We start from the raw sequence: 14,685 nt of genomic DNA on the forward strand, positions 1-14,685 counted from the left end.
CTATGACAACCGAAACGCGTTCCCTCTATAGTCAACTTCCGGCTATTGATCGCTTATTGCGCGATAGCTCCTTCCTTTCTTTGCGTGATACTTATGGTCACACCCGCGTGGTGGAATTGTTGCGTCAGATGCTCGACGAAGCGCGAGAAGTGATTCGTGGCAGCCAGACGCTGCCTGCGTGGTGTGAAAACTGGGCGCAAGAAGTCGATGCCCGGTTGACGAAAGAAGTGCAGAGCGCGCTGCGTCCGGTGATCAACCTGACGGGAACCGTGCTGCATACCAACCTTGGGCGAGCTTTACAGGCGGAAGCCGCGGTGGAAGCCGTTGCGCAGGCTATGCGTTCGCCAGTGACCCTCGAGTATGATCTGGACGACGCCGGACGCGGACATCGCGATCGGGCGCTGGCGCAGCTGCTGTGCCGTATTACGGGGGCGGAAGATGCCTGTATCGTCAATAACAATGCGGCGGCGGTGTTATTGATGTTGGCGGCCACTGCCAGCGGAAAAGAGGTGGTGGTATCTCGCGGCGAACTGGTGGAGATTGGCGGCGCGTTTCGTATTCCCGATGTTATGCGTCAGGCAGGCTGCACCCTACACGAAGTAGGGACCACCAACCGCACGCACGCGAATGATTATCGTCAGGCGGTGAATGAAAATACCGCACTGTTGATGAAAGTACATACCAGTAACTACAGCATTCAGGGGTTCACCAAAGCGATAGATGAAGCGGAACTGGTGGCGCTCGGCAAAGAGCTGGATGTTCCCGTAGTGACTGATTTAGGCAGTGGCTCGCTGGTCGATCTTAGCCAGTACGGTTTGCCGAAAGAGCCAATGCCGCAGGAGTTGATTGCGGCGGGCGTCAGTCTGGTGAGTTTCTCCGGCGACAAGTTGTTAGGCGGGCCGCAGGCAGGAATTATTGTTGGTAAAAAAGAGATGATCGCCCGCCTGCAAAGCCACCCGCTGAAGCGTGCATTACGCGCGGATAAAATGACCCTCGCGGCGCTGGAAGCCACGTTGCGTCTTTATTTACACCCTGAAGCTCTGAGTGAAAAATTACCGACCCTGCGCCTGCTTACCCGCAGCGCAGAGGTCATTCAAATCCAGGCACAACGTTTACAGGCCCCCCTTGCCGCACATTACGGCGCGGAGTTTGCGGTACAGGTTATGCCATGTCTTTCGCAGATTGGCAGTGGTTCGCTGCCGGTTGATCGCCTGCCGAGCGCGGCATTAACGTTTACACCCCATGATGGACGCGGTAGCCACCTTGAGTCATTAGCCACCCGCTGGCGTGAATTGCCAGTGCCGGTGATTGGTCGTATTTATGACGGACGATTGTGGCTGGATTTACGCTGCCTTGAAGATGAGCAACGGTTTTTGGAGATGTTGTTGAAATGATTATTGCGACTGCCGGACACGTTGACCACGGCAAAACAACCTTATTGCAGGCGATTACTGGCGTAAATGCTGACCGTCTGCCGGAAGAAAAAAAGCGCGGCATGACCATCGATCTCGGCTATGCCTACTGGCCGCAGCCGGATGGTCGCGTGCCTGGTTTTATCGACGTTCCCGGTCATGAAAAGTTTCTTTCCAACATGCTGGCGGGCGTTGGTGGTATCGATCACGCGCTGTTGGTGGTGGCGTGCGATGACGGCGTGATGGCACAGACCCGTGAGCATCTGGCGATTTTGCAGCTGACCGGTAACCCGATGCTGACAGTGGCGCTGACCAAAGCCGATCGCGTGGACGAAGCGCGTGTTGATGAGGTTGAACGCCAGGTAAAGGAGGTTCTGCGGGAATACGGTTTTGCTGAGGCAAAACTGTTTATCACCGCAGCAACCGAAGGTCGGGGAATGGATGCCCTGCGCGAGCATCTGCTTCAGTTGCCGGAACGCGAGCACGCCAGCCAACATAGTTTCCGCCTCGCGATTGACCGCGCATTTACCGTAAAAGGTGCCGGGCTGGTCGTCACCGGTACGGCGTTAAGCGGGGAAGTGAAGGTAGGCGATTCACTCTGGCTGACTGGTGTAAATAAACCGATGCGTGTACGTGCGCTGCATGCGCAAAACCAGCCAACAGAAACCGCCAATGCCGGGCAGCGTATCGCGCTTAACATCGCGGGTGATGCGGAAAAAGAGCAGATTAACCGTGGCGACTGGCTGCTTGCCGATGTGCCGCCAGAGCCGTTCACACGGGTGATTGTCGAGCTTCAAACCCATACACCGCTGACCCAGTGGCAGCCGCTGCATATTCACCACGCCGCCAGCCACGTCACGGGACGCGTTTCACTGCTGGAAGATAACCTTGCTGAACTGGTCTTCGACACCCCGTTATGGCTGGCAGATAACGACCGCCTGGTATTGCGCGATATCTCTGCCCGCAACACGCTGGCCGGAGCGCGCGTCGTGATGCTTAACCCGCCGCGTCGCGGTAAACGTAAGCCGGAATATCTGCAATGGCTGGCGTCTCTTGCACGGGCGCAGAGCGATGCCGATGCGTTATCTGTTCATCTGGAACGCGGCGCGGTTAACCTTGCGGATTTCGCCTGGGCGCGCCAGCTCAACGGCGAAGGGATGCGCGAATTGCTGCAACAGCCTGGTTATATTCAGGCTGGTTATAGCTTGTTGAATGCGCCGGTTGCCGCCCGCTGGCAGCGGAAAATTCTTGACACATTAGCGACTTATCATGAGCAACATCGCGATGAACCTGGTCCTGGGCGCGAACGTCTGCGACGTATGGCGTTGCCAATGGAAGATGAAGCGCTGGTACTGTTGCTGATTGAAAAGATGCGCGAAAGCGGCGACATCCTCAGTCATCACGGTTGGCTGCATCTGCCAGATCACAAAGCGGGCTTCAGCGAAGAGCAGCAGGCCATCTGGCAAAAAGCAGAGCCGCTGTTTGGTGACGAGCCGTGGTGGGTGCGTGACCTGGCAAAAGAGACGGGAACCGACGAGCAGGCAATGCGCCTGACGCTGCGCCAGGCGGCGCAGCAAGGAATAATTACCGCGATCGTCAAAGATCGTTATTACCGTAACGATCGGATTGTCGAATTTGCCAATATGATCCGCGATCTCGATCAGGAGTGTGGTTCAACCTGCGCGGCGGATTTCCGCGATCGCTTAGGCGTAGGCCGAAAGCTGGCAATTCAGATTCTGGAATATTTTGACCGCATTGGCTTTACGCGTCGTCGTGGAAATGATCATTTATTGCGCGACGCATTATTATTTCCGGAAAAATAAGGAAATGATTAATTAATTTTTAAAATAAATTAATACAAATTTCTTATGATTTTAAAAAAAGCACATTGTTTAATGAATACAATGTGTTTTTTATTAGATTAATTTTGATAATCAATAATACTGATCATATTTTCGAATGAAAATCCTCAGTAAGCTGCCCGCCCTTTTTTACACTTTCAGGAGTGTGTTATGGCATCTTCAACTTTCTTTATTCCTTCTGTGAATGTCATCGGCGCTGATTCATTGACTGATGCAATGAATATGATGGCAGATTATGGATTTACCCGTACCTTAATTGTCACTGACAATATGTTAACGAAATTAGGTATGGCGGGTGATGTGCAAAAAGCACTGGAAGAACGCAATATTTTTAGCGTTATTTATGATGGCACCCAACCTAACCCAACCACGGAAAACGTCGCCGCAGGTTTGAAATTACTTAAAGAAAATAATTGCGATAGCGTGATTTCCTTAGGCGGTGGTTCTCCGCATGACTGTGCAAAAGGTATTGCGCTGGTGGCAGCCAATGGTGGTGATATCCGTGATTATGAAGGCGTTGACCGCTCTGCAAAACCGCAGCTGCCGATGATCGCCATCAATACCACTGCGGGTACAGCATCAGAAATGACTCGTTTCTGCATCATCACCGACGAAGCGCGTCACATCAAAATGGCGATTGTTGATAAGCACGTGACTCCGCTGCTTTCTGTCAATGACTCCTCGCTGATGATCGGTATGCCGAAGTCACTGACCGCCGCCACTGGTATGGACGCCTTAACGCACGCTATCGAAGCGTATGTTTCTATTGCCGCCACGCCGATCACTGACGCTTGTGCACTGAAAGCCGTGACCATGATTGCCGAAAACCTGCCGTTAGCCGTTGAAGATGGCAGTAATGCGAAAGCGCGTGAAGCAATGGCTTATGCCCAGTTCCTCGCCGGTATGGCGTTCAATAATGCTTCTCTGGGTTATGTTCATGCGATGGCGCACCAGCTGGGCGGTTTCTACAACCTGCCACACGGTGTATGTAACGCCGTTTTGCTGCCGCATGTTCAGGTATTCAACAGCAAAGTCGCCGCCGCACGTCTGCGTGACTGTGCCGCTGCAATGGGCGTGAACGTGACAGGTAAAAACGATGCGGAAGGTGCTGAGGCCTGCATTAACGCCATCCGTGAACTGGCGAAGAAAGTGGATATCCCGGCAGGCCTACGCGACCTGAACGTGAAAGAAGAAGATTTCGCGGTTCTGGCAACTAATGCCCTGAAAGATGCCTGTGGTTTTACTAACCCGATCCAGGCAACTCACGAAGAAATTGTGGCGATTTATCGCGCAGCGATGTAATCATCATTTCCACAACGGCTGGCAAATTGTCAGCCGCTTTTTCAACTATCTCTGTAACCCTTGCCCGTAAATTCGTGATAGCTGTCGTAAAGCTGTTACCGACTGGCGAAGATTTCGCCAGTCACGTCTACCCTTGTTATACCTCACACCGCAAGGAGACGATCATGACCAATAATCCCCCTTCAGCACAGATTAAGCCCGGCGAGTATGGTTTCCCCCTCAAGTTAAAAGCCCGCTATGACAACTTTATTGGCGGCGAATGGGTAGCCCCTGCCGACGGCGAGTATTACCAGAATCTGACGCCGGTGACCGGGCAGCTGCTGTGCGAAGTGGCGTCTTCGGGCAAACGAGACATCGATCTGGCGCTGGATGCTGCGCACAAAGTGAAAGATAAATGGGCGCACACCTCGGTGCAGGATCGTGCGGCGATTCTGTTTAAGATTGCCGATCGAATGGAACAAAACCTCGAGCTGTTAGCGACAGCTGAAACCTGGGATAACGGCAAACCCATTCGCGAAACCAGTGCTGCTGATGTACCGCTGGCGATTGACCATTTCCGCTATTTCGCCTCGTGTATCCGGGCACAGGAAGGCGGTATCAGTGAAGTTGATAGCGAAACCGTGGCCTATCATTTCCACGAACCGTTAGGCGTGGTGGGGCAGATTATTCCGTGGAACTTCCCGCTGCTGATGGCGAGCTGGAAAATGGCTCCCGCGCTGGCGGCGGGCAACTGTGTGGTGCTGAAACCCGCACGTCTTACCCCGCTTTCTGTACTGCTGCTAATGGAAATCGTCGGTGATTTACTGCCGCCGGGCGTGGTGAACGTGGTCAACGGCGCAGGTGGGGAAATTGGCGAATATCTGGCGACCTCGAAACGCATCGCCAAAGTGGCGTTTACCGGCTCAACGGAAGTGGGCCAACAAATTATGCAATACGCCACGCAAAACATTATTCCGGTGACGCTGGAGCTGGGCGGCAAATCGCCAAATATCTTCTTTGCTGATGTGATGGATGAAGAAGATGCCTTTTTCGATAAAGCGCTGGAAGGCTTTGCACTGTTTGCCTTTAACCAGGGCGAAGTTTGCACCTGTCCGAGTCGTGCTTTAGTGCAGGAATCTATCTACGAACGCTTTATGGAACGCGCCATCCGCCGTGTCGAAAGCATTCGTAGCGGTAACCCGCTCGACAGCGTGACGCAAATGGGCGCGCAGGTTTCTCACGGGCAACTGGAAACCATCCTCAACTACATTGATATCGGTAAAAAAGAGGGCGCTGACGTGCTCACAGGCGGGCGGCGCAAGCTGCTGGAAGGTGAACTGAAAGACGGCTACTACCTCGAACCGACGATTTTGTTTGGTCAGAACAATATGCGCGTGTTCCAGGAGGAGATTTTTGGCCCGGTGCTGGCGGTGACCACCTTTAAAACGATGGATGAGGCGCTGGAGCTGGCGAACGACACGCAATATGGCCTGGGCGCAGGTGTCTGGAGCCGCAACGGTAATCTGGCCTATAAGATGGGGCGCGGCATACAGGCTGGGCGCGTGTGGACCAACTGCTATCACGCTTACCCGGCACATGCTGCGTTTGGTGGCTACAAACAATCAGGTATCGGTCGCGAAACCCACAAGATGATGCTGGAGCATTACCAGCAAACCAAGTGCCTGCTGGTGAGCTACTCGGATAAACCGTTGGGGCTGTTCTGATATAAGAAGCTGGTCGCATTGGGTATTCATTGCCTGATGCGACGCTTACGCGTCTTATCATGCCTACGGGAACCTGACCGTAGGCCGGATAAGGCGTACACGCCGCATCCGGCATAAACAAAGCGCACGTTGTTACAATTTACGTTTTAAACCTACGTGCGCAATAACCCAGACTACGCCAACAGAAGTGCGTTTCTGGGGCGTGTTTTGTCAGGAGTTTAATCTCGCGTTTCGATGGTGAGCGGGCGAACCAGGCCGTAAATCACCATTGGTGATCCGAGGCCAATCAGCAATAAACGGTAGATAATTGAAGGTTTAATACGCTTAATCTGTACTGTGGATGTTTTACTGGAGTTATTCATTAGTTTGGCCAATAGTTCCACTATTTCAATATGATAAACCTCGTCCTGTTGAAAAACCAGACAGCACATTTCAGAAAGTATATAAAAAACAATATGTTGTTATATAAATAAGGAAATTGCACTGCATCATGGCATTTCATAATATGCGTTAATTGTTCTTTTTTATATTCTTTGAGGGAAATATGTTCCTGGACTATTTTGCACTGGGAGTGCTTATTTTTGTATTTCTGGTGATATTCTATGGGATTATTATTTTACATGATATTCCCTACCTGATTGCTAAAAAACGTAATCATCCTCATGCCGACGCCATTCATGTTGCTGGTTGGGTGAGTCTTTTTACGCTGCATGTTATCTGGCCATTTTTGTGGATTTGGGCCACGCTTTACCGCCCGGAGCGGGGATGGGGAATGCAAAACCATGACTCCTCCGTTGTGCAACTACAACAGCGTATTGCCGGGCTGGAGAAACAGCTCGCCGACATCAAATCCTCTTCTGCCGAGTAATACTTATGGATTTACTGATTATTTTGACCTATGTGGCTTTTGCATGGGCAATGTTTAAGATCTTCAAAATTCCTGTAAATAAATGGACCATTCCCACAGCGGCCCTGGGTGGCATATTTATTGTCAGTGGTTTAATTCTGTTAATGAACTATAACCATCCGTATACCTTCAAAGCGCAAAAAGCGGTTATTTCTATTCCTGTTGTCCCACAGGTGACAGGCGTGGTGATCGAAGTGACGGATAAGAAAAATACGCTGATTAAAAAAGGTGAGGTGCTATTTCGACTGGACCCGACGCGTTATCAGGCGCGGGTGGATCGGCTGATGGCGGATATCGTTACCGCAGAACATAAACAGCGGGCGTTGGGCGCAGAGTTAGATGAGATGGCGGCGAATACTCAGCAGGCAAAGGCCACGCGGGATAAATTCGCTAAAGAGTATCAGCGTTACGCACGCGGCAGCCAGGCGAAAGTAAACCCGTTTTCAGAACGCGATATTGATGTGGCGCGGCAAAATTATCTGGCGCAGGAAGCCTCCGTAAAGTCATCGGCGGCGGAACAAAAACAGATCCAGAGCCAGCTGGATAGCCTGGTGTTGGGTGAACATTCTCAAATCGCCAGCTTGAAAGCGCAGCTCGCGGAAGCAAAATATAACCTTGAGCAGACGATAGTGCGTGCGCCGAGCGATGGTTATGTGACCCAGGTGCTGATTCGTCCGGGTACCTATGCCGCGTCGCTGCCGCTACGTCCGGTGATGGTGTTTATACCCGATCAGAAACGACAAATTGTGGCGCAGTTCCGTCAGAACTCCTTGCTGCGCCTGGCCCCTGGCGATGATGCGGAAGTGGTATTTAACGCTCTGCCAGGCAAAGTGTTCAGCGGTAAGCTGGCAGCCATTAGTCCAGCTGTTCCCGGCGGAGCTTATCAGTCGACCGGCACCTTACAGACGTTAAACACAGCGCCGGGTTCAGATGGCGTTATTGCGACCATTGAACTGGATGAGCACACTGATTTGAGCGCTTTACCAGACGGTATTTACGCCCAGGTGGCGGTCTACTCTGATCATTTCAGCCATGTCTCGGTGATGCGCAAAGTGCTGTTACGCATGACCAGTTGGGTGCATTACCTTTATCTCGATCATTAATCTTCGCTTTCCGCCGCTTGTTCAGGCCGCAGTTGCTGCGACTGAGCAAGCTGGTGGCGAATTTCACGCAGCATTTCATCCAGCACATACTGGACCCGCCAGGGCTGGTATTCCCGTTTACGGAAGATAGCCACCAGATCCAGCCACCATTCATACGGGTGCTGAAAGCAGGGCACCAGCGTGCCGTCTTGCAGGTCGCTCTGCACACTTTTGTCTGGCGCAAACACAATCCCCAGGTGATTTCGTGCCAGCTCCAGCGCAGATTGCGTGTTGTCGCAAACGTAATTTCCCTTCACGCGATAATCCCGCACCTCTTTACTCCCGGCGACGTTGAAGCGCCAGATATTCGCGTCGTCGATCATCATCGAGTCGATCAAAATACAGGAGTGATGTTCGAGTTCGTCAGGACGGCTAATGGGATGTTTCTCAAGATAGCGCTGGCTGGCATAAGCGGTTACGGCATATTGGGTAATAAAACTGGCAACCAGCGATTCATCTTTTGGTGGGGCATAGCTGATTAAAACATCACAATCATCAGGAAATTCGACGCCTTCATAAAAGGCATTACGCTCAAGATTGCAGGTTTTTAGCGATAAGGTGATATCACCGATATCTTTAATTTTATCGATTACATGTTTGGATAAATAGGTAATTATGCCGGTTGGGGCGTAGATGGTGACCCGACCACGTTTCTCATGCTTATAATCTGCAATAAAATTATTAAGCTGCTCGTTTCTGTCCAGCATGTCGTTGATGTACGGTAACAGCGCGGTACCAAAAGGTGTGAGCATCAGCTGCCGGGTGGTTCGGTCAAAGACTTTTAAACCCACTTTTGATTCAAAATCAGCAAGGTATTTGCTGACGTTGGCCTGTGCGATGCCAAGTACAGTCGCGGCATGGCTGATATTTTCACTGGCAGCGATTACCGAGATAATTTTTAACTCCCGGTACTTAAGTTGTAATTTTGTCATCGCAACAGCCCAATTATATATAATTTTATATATTACTATATAAATATGAATCTTGCACCGGAGAAATTGTAAGCATTACTATGCCGACTCTTTTTTATCTTATTTTAAAATGGAATACCGAACATGTTAATTAACCGCAATATTGTGGCGTTATTTGCGTTGCCTTTTATGGCAAGCGCAACTGCTTCTGAATTATCCATTGGTGCCGGTGCGGCTTATAATGAATCGCCTTATCGCGGTTATAATGAAAATACAAAGGCAATTCCCCTGATTAGTTATGAAGGTGATTCTTTTTATGTTCGTCAGACCACGTTAGGTTTTATTCTGTCGCAAAGTGAAAAAAATGAACTTAGCCTGACCGCATCCTGGATGCCGCTGGAATTTGACCCTGCCGATAATGACGATTATGCCATGCAACAGCTTGATAAGCGTGATAGTACGGCTATGGCGGGGGTTGCCTGGTATCACCACGAGCGTTGGGGAACTGTGAAAGCCTCTGCGGCTGCGGACGTTCTGGATAACAGCAACGGCTGGGTGGGGGAGCTATCGGTTTTCCACAAAATGCAGATAGGTCGCCTGTCGCTGACACCTGCGCTGGGCGTGCTCTATTATGACGAGAATTTCAGTGACTATTACTATGGCATTTCAGAGAGTGAGTCCCGTCGTAGCGGTCTGGCAAGTTATTCCGCGCAGGATGCCTGGGTGCCCTATGTCAGCCTGACGGCAAAATACCCGATAGGAGAGCACGTCGTATTGATGGCGAGTGCAGGATACAGCGAGCTGCCGGAAGAGATTACCGACAGCCCGATGATTGATCGTAATGAGAGTTTTACCTTTGTCACCGGCGTGAGCTGGCGTTTTTAATTCACCGGTGGATGTCGGTGCGGCTGGCCTACGCTCTCGCACCGACTTGTATGCCTGATAAGACGTGTTAAGCGTCGCATCAGGCAATGTGCTCCTTACGTTGGATGCGGCGCGAGTGCCTTATCCAACCTACGGATGGCAATGCTTTTCCTCATTCACCCAGATCCGCATTTCGCCTTCACCCCGGTTGGCCCAGCTAAACCACGGGATAAAGGTCAGAGTTTGCGTCTGGCGTTTGGCTGGCGCGCTGTCGTAATGCCACAGCGGTTGCTGCTCTGGATTGCTCTGTTCATACCGGTAACCCGGTGCCTGGATTAAGATCTTATGGCGGAACAATCCATTACCTTCAAATGTCGTAAATGGCGCATCGGCGGGTAGCCACAGATTATGCAGTGACTCGCCATTGTCGGCCTGTTCCAGGCAATACACCAGCGGGCCGCGCTGAATCGCCACTTTTCCGGCGACGTGACGCACCAGCGGGTTACCGTAAACGCGGCGTACCGGCATCGGCAAAGTCAGATTCAGCGTATCGCCCTCCTGCCATTCGCGGGTAATGTGCAAATACCCTTTACGAATATCCTGCTCGACCTCTTCCCCATTCAATATGATCTGCGGCTGTGTGCACCAGTCCGGCAGACGTAAAGCCAGCGTATGACGTACCGGCTGGGGCGATTCAACCGCAATCGTCACCTGCTCCTGCCACGGATAGTTCCCGCTAACCCGCAGGCGCAGCGTGCCATTTTCTACCGGCACTTCCATGCTGTTTCCTGCGTATATGTTGATATACAACGCATCTTCACGCGGCGTGTAGAGATAATGACCAATCGAGGTCAGCACGCGGGCGATATTTGGCGGACAACAAGCGCAGCCAAACCAACGCTGGCGGATCGGTTTAACGTGATCGTAGATATGGTTGAATTTCAGCGATTTTGGATGTACTTCCAGCGGATTCACATAGAAGAAATGTTTGCCATCCAGCGCCATGCCGCCTAGCACGGTGTTGTACAGCGCGCGCTCCATCACATCGGCATATTGACTGTCGCCTTCCATTTCCAGCATTCGCCGGGCGAACATCATCAGGCCGATGGAAGCACAACTTTCGGCGTAAACCGTGTCATTCGGCAGATCGTAATCGCTAGTGAACGCTTCGCCGCTGCTTTGCGAGCCAATGCCGCCGGTAATATATAACTGACGCTGGGCCATATTGTTCCACAGCCTCAGGCAGTCCTGACGCTTGCTGTCATCGTGACTTAAACGCGCGAGATGCGCGACGCCGGTCATCAGGTAGACAAAACGTACCGCGTGACCGATGGCGGTTTGCTGTTGCGCAAGGGACAAATGTGCCTGGCTGTAGGCTTTGTCTTTCACCATCCACGCCGGGCCGTAGGTGTGCCAGTGCGATGTCTGCCCGCGCTTTTCATATTCTTGGTCGTAATAGTGCGGTTGCGCACCACGCTGTTCGACAAAATAGTTCGTCAGCGCCAGGTAGCGCGGCTCTTCAGTCACTTCATACAGGCGCATTAGTGCCAGTTCAATTTCCGGGTGACCAGGATAACCGTGTAACTTACTTTCATCTGGACCAAATACGCGGTCGATATGATCGGCCAGACGGCAAACCACCTCCAGCAAGCGTCGTTTTCCCGTGGCCTGGAAGAAGGCGACTCCGGCTTCAATCAGATGACCGGCGCAGTAAAGTTCATGACACTCCGCAAGATTGCTCCAGCGTTCTTCGGGTGCTTTTACCGTAAAGTAAGTATTGAGATAGCCGTCTTCACATTGGGCGGAGGCGATCAGTTCGATTACCTCGTCGGCGGTTTTTTCCAGTTCGGCGTCCGGCTTCTGGCACAGCGACCAGGCTACCGCTTCCAGCCATTTGGCGACGTCGCTGTCCTGAAACACCATCCCGTAAAATTCACCCTCCTGAAGTCCGGCAGCAATGCGAAAGTTTTCAATCGCATGGCTGGGTTCCGCTTCTGGGATACGATCGTTCAAGGCATCCCATTGATAAGAAATCACCACGTCGCGGACCAGTTGTTGGTACTGACCGAGGAACGGATCGCTGACCGTCAGTTTACGCAGATCGACTTCCGAAATGTTCATCTTGTGCTCCTTAAGGCTGTACATGACGCTGACGCAGGTCGGTAGCTATGCGTGACATCATAGGATTATTGAGTTTGCAAAAGCGGATCGCCCCTGCCAGCAGCAGGTGGAATAGCGCAGGCAGTAATGTTTCCATCGCCGCGATCCCGCCAAGCGAACTGGCGGTCTGGTTTTCCACGCCAGGCTGGTAGGCGACAAAAATAAACAGCAGGCTGATGATCCCGGCGCTGGAGGCCCAGGCCAGCTTGATGAAAAACAGATTGAAGGCGAAGTTCATGCCGGAAGAACGTACGCGGGTTTTCCACTCGCCGTAGTCATCGGCAAAGGCCATCAATGAGAAGTGCAATGGCAATGTGAAGCCAAGAATCACGCCATTACCGAGGATCACCGCCAGCCACAGCGTTTGATAAGCCGGGCCGGAGGGCAGGAACCACATCAACACCGCCAGCGCAGCGAGGAGCAGATTGGTGTAGTAGTAAATTTTGACGGTATCGAAACGCCGCGTTAACGGGCTGACAATCACCGAGCCGATAATGGAGGCGAAGGTGACCATGGTGAAGAACAGCGACGTGTAGCCCGTACTGCCTTGTAAGACGTAGGTAATGAAGTACATATACCCACCGCCGCGAATATTAAAGACGTTAATCAGCAGGAAAGACATAACCAGCATCAGCAGCAGTTGGTCGTTGTTCCGCAGCCCGGCAAGATGTTCGCGCAGGGTAAATTTCCCCATTGTGGAGAGCGGCACCCGTTCACGAACCCAGAAAAAACAGCACAGGAACATCACCACGGCAATGGCGCACAATACGCCGACGCCCAGTTGATAGCCGCGTGCAGCGTTGCCCTGACCGAAGAGATCTACCATCCACGGTAAGCCTACCGAAACCAGAAATCCCGCTACGCCGCAGAGAACGAATCGCCAGGACTGGCAGGAGATCACTTCATTGTGGCGGGTGGTCATGGTGTTGATCAGCGCGCAGTACGGTACGTTGATGGCGGTATAACCGACTGAAAGGAGCAGGTAAGTACCGAACGCCCAGGCGATTTTTACTCCCATGCTGGCATCTGGCACGGTGAACGTCAGGATGCCGATAATGCCGATGGGAATGGCAATCCATAGCTGCCACGGACGAAAGCGCCCCCAACGACTTTGCGTCCGGTCGGCAATGACGCCCATCACCGGGTCGGAGATGGCATCAAACACGCGCAGTGCAATAAACAGCGTGCCAACCAGCGCCGGAGTTAATCCAAAAACGTCTGTGTAGAAAAAGGTGAGAAAATTCATGATCAGGCAAGTTATTACGGTGCCGCCTGCGTCACCCAGGCCGTAGCCTATTTTTTCCCGTACAGATAACGCATCGTCAATTTTACCTTTAGCGATATCAGCGGTAGTAATCGGTGTAGAGGTCATAGATATTCCTCGTGAATAGGAAGCAATTTTTAGTTTTATTGCAATGACCTGATTAATTCTGCCGTGAACGGGAATATCAACAAGGTGAGAAAAGAGTAAAAAAAGGTGACGATTCCGACCTGAATTTAAAAGTGTGAAATGGATCAGGTGAAATTAATGTTTTTGATTAATAATCAAAAGGTAATGTGTTTAATCATTAATGAATAAGCGGGAAATTACATATCAATGCTCGAATTATCCATGACGTTACCGATTAAAGTGCAAAATGGTGGATTATTTATTTCCCGCGGCGTAGGGAGGCATCCTGCAAGGCGGCTGGAGTCATGGGAAATTATCTTTGTCGAAAAAGGTCGATTAACGATTCAGGAAGAAGAACGGATATTTCTGGTCGATGCGGGAGAGAGTTTATTACTCTGGCCGAATCGACAACATGTTGGGGTGGAGGATTTTCCCGCCGATCTCAAATTTTACTGGCTGCATTTTGAGGTTAAAGCGCCGGATAGCGACCCTCGCTGGCTTACTCATCTTAGCGTGCCGCAACAAACGAAGGTTGTCGATCCGCAGGCGCTGGTGGCCCTGTTTCGCCAGTTCTTAAGCGAACAGGAAAAGCATCAACGCACTCCGGCGCTGGAGTTTATTGTGCTGCTGATTTTGCAGCAGCTCACCCGTGACGCGCGTCTTGATGAACAGGCCGATGGCGCAGGCACCACCCTTGCCTGGAAAGCGCAGAAACTGATCCGCACGCAATATCATCGCCCGCTTTCCACGGCGCTTTTAGCCCGCGAGCTGTACTGCAATGCCGATTATCTTGGGCGCGTCTACCGGCGGGTGTTTCATCTGACGTTAACAGAAGCAATCCATCGCCAGCGAGTGCGCGAAGCCGAAAAGCTGTTAATTAGCGAAGCGCGATCGCTCACTGAAGTGGCTGCGTTGTGCGGGTTTAATGACGTTGGCTATTTCCGGCAGATTTTTCGCAAGCACACCGGTTTAACGCCAGCAGCGTGGAAGCGGCGTTACAGCAAGGAACATATCAATTCGTAGTGCCGGGGC

General features: G+C 51.7%; 12 protein-coding genes. 8 read left to right on the plus strand and 4 right to left on the minus strand.

All coding sequences use genetic code 11. The features are described from left to right. Positions 1-2: 2 nt before the first annotated feature. From selA to aldB, 4 genes are all read left to right on the plus strand, one after another. Positions 3-1,394 (plus strand): L-seryl-tRNA(Sec) selenium transferase, encoded by a 1,392-nt coding sequence (selA, locus tag AB4H76_RS01120; protein ID WP_088538117.1) that lies wholly within the window; start codon positions 3-5, stop codon positions 1,392-1,394. Then, the gene (gene selB / locus AB4H76_RS01125; RefSeq protein ID WP_000582470.1) at positions 1,391-3,235 is read left to right on the plus strand and encodes a selenocysteine-specific translation elongation factor; all 1,845 of its coding nucleotides are present in this window, start codon (positions 1,391-1,393) and stop codon (positions 3,233-3,235) included. The genes selA and selB overlap by 4 nt, the downstream gene beginning before the upstream one ends. A gap of 189 nt (positions 3,236-3,424) precedes the next feature. Beyond that, positions 3,425-4,576, plus strand: a complete 1,152-nt coding sequence (gene yiaY / locus AB4H76_RS01130; protein ID WP_000168700.1) for an L-threonine dehydrogenase — start codon at positions 3,425-3,427, stop codon at positions 4,574-4,576. A gap of 164 nt (positions 4,577-4,740) precedes the next feature. Continuing rightward, the gene (aldB, locus tag AB4H76_RS01135) at positions 4,741-6,279 is read left to right on the plus strand and encodes an aldehyde dehydrogenase AldB (protein ID WP_000183976.1); all 1,539 of its coding nucleotides are present in this window, start codon (positions 4,741-4,743) and stop codon (positions 6,277-6,279) included. Positions 6,280-6,497: 218 nt separating this feature from the next. On the opposite strand, the gene AB4H76_RS01140 is transcribed toward aldB, so the two are convergent. Next, the gene (locus AB4H76_RS01140; protein WP_001296793.1) at positions 6,498-6,653 is read right to left on the minus strand and encodes a hypothetical protein; all 156 of its coding nucleotides are present in this window, start codon (positions 6,651-6,653) and stop codon (positions 6,498-6,500) included. 170 nt (positions 6,654-6,823) lie between these two features. On the opposite strand from AB4H76_RS01140, the gene AB4H76_RS01145 reads away from it, so the two are divergent. Continuing rightward, on the plus strand, positions 6,824-7,147 hold the full coding sequence (locus AB4H76_RS01145) for a DUF3302 domain-containing protein (RefSeq protein WP_000478193.1): 324 nt from the start codon (positions 6,824-6,826) through the stop codon (positions 7,145-7,147). Positions 7,148-7,152: 5 nt separating this feature from the next. Next, positions 7,153-8,289, plus strand: coding sequence for an HlyD family secretion protein (locus tag AB4H76_RS01150; RefSeq protein ID WP_000364884.1), 1,137 nt, complete (start codon positions 7,153-7,155; stop codon positions 8,287-8,289). On the opposite strand, the gene AB4H76_RS01155 is transcribed toward AB4H76_RS01150, so the two are convergent. After that, positions 8,286-9,260 carry a LysR family transcriptional regulator gene (locus AB4H76_RS01155; RefSeq protein ID WP_000164033.1) on the minus strand — a complete coding sequence of 325 codons (975 nt, stop codon included), beginning with the start codon at positions 9,258-9,260 and terminating at the stop codon, positions 8,286-8,288. The genes AB4H76_RS01150 and AB4H76_RS01155 overlap by 4 nt on opposite strands. 123 nt (positions 9,261-9,383) lie before the next feature. On the opposite strand from AB4H76_RS01155, the gene AB4H76_RS01160 reads away from it, so the two are divergent. Continuing rightward, on the plus strand, positions 9,384-10,124 hold the full coding sequence (locus tag AB4H76_RS01160) for a MipA/OmpV family protein (protein ID WP_000906806.1): 741 nt from the start codon (positions 9,384-9,386) through the stop codon (positions 10,122-10,124). 129 nt (positions 10,125-10,253) lie between these two features. On the opposite strand, the gene AB4H76_RS01165 is transcribed toward AB4H76_RS01160, so the two are convergent. Both AB4H76_RS01165 and AB4H76_RS01170 read right to left on the minus strand, forming a co-directional pair. Then, entirely contained in the window at positions 10,254-12,224 is a 1,971-nt protein-coding gene (locus tag AB4H76_RS01165; protein WP_088538116.1) for a glycoside hydrolase family 127 protein, read from the minus strand. A gap of 10 nt (positions 12,225-12,234) precedes the next feature. Then, on the minus strand, positions 12,235-13,635 hold the full coding sequence (locus AB4H76_RS01170) for an MFS transporter (protein ID WP_000204810.1): 1,401 nt from the start codon (positions 13,633-13,635) through the stop codon (positions 12,235-12,237). A gap of 225 nt (positions 13,636-13,860) precedes the next feature. On the opposite strand from AB4H76_RS01170, the gene AB4H76_RS01175 reads away from it, so the two are divergent. Next, positions 13,861-14,676 carry an AraC family transcriptional regulator gene (locus AB4H76_RS01175; protein WP_000891841.1) on the plus strand — a complete coding sequence of 272 codons (816 nt, stop codon included), beginning with the start codon at positions 13,861-13,863 and terminating at the stop codon, positions 14,674-14,676. Positions 14,677-14,685 lie beyond the last annotated feature (9 nt).

The organism is Escherichia sp. UTM R2 (genome assembly GCF_048593455.1).
GTDB lineage: Bacteria > Pseudomonadota > Gammaproteobacteria > Enterobacterales > Enterobacteriaceae > Escherichia > Escherichia coli.

What these genes read in the sequence shown, in the direction of transcription:
- selA (WP_088538117.1), top strand. Translation starts at nt 3, where the DNA reads ATGACAACCGAAACGCGTTCCCTCTATAGTCAACTTCCGGCTATTGAT.
- selB (WP_000582470.1), top strand. Translation starts at nt 1,391, where the DNA reads ATGATTATTGCGACTGCCGGACACGTTGACCACGGCAAAACAACCTTA.
- yiaY (WP_000168700.1), top strand. Translation starts at nt 3,425, where the DNA reads ATGGCATCTTCAACTTTCTTTATTCCTTCTGTGAATGTCATCGGCGCT.
- aldB (WP_000183976.1), top strand. Translation starts at nt 4,741, where the DNA reads ATGACCAATAATCCCCCTTCAGCACAGATTAAGCCCGGCGAGTATGGT.
- AB4H76_RS01145 (WP_000478193.1), top strand. Translation starts at nt 6,824, where the DNA reads ATGTTCCTGGACTATTTTGCACTGGGAGTGCTTATTTTTGTATTTCTG.
- AB4H76_RS01150 (WP_000364884.1), top strand. Translation starts at nt 7,153, where the DNA reads ATGGATTTACTGATTATTTTGACCTATGTGGCTTTTGCATGGGCAATG.
- AB4H76_RS01155 (WP_000164033.1), bottom strand. Translation starts at nt 9,260, where the DNA reads ATGACAAAATTACAACTTAAGTACCGGGAGTTAAAAATTATCTCGGTA.
- AB4H76_RS01160 (WP_000906806.1), top strand. Translation starts at nt 9,384, where the DNA reads ATGTTAATTAACCGCAATATTGTGGCGTTATTTGCGTTGCCTTTTATG.
- AB4H76_RS01165 (WP_088538116.1), bottom strand. Translation starts at nt 12,224, where the DNA reads ATGAACATTTCGGAAGTCGATCTGCGTAAACTGACGGTCAGCGATCCG.
- AB4H76_RS01170 (WP_000204810.1), bottom strand. Translation starts at nt 13,635, where the DNA reads ATGACCTCTACACCGATTACTACCGCTGATATCGCTAAAGGTAAAATT.
- AB4H76_RS01175 (WP_000891841.1), top strand. Translation starts at nt 13,861, where the DNA reads ATGCTCGAATTATCCATGACGTTACCGATTAAAGTGCAAAATGGTGGA.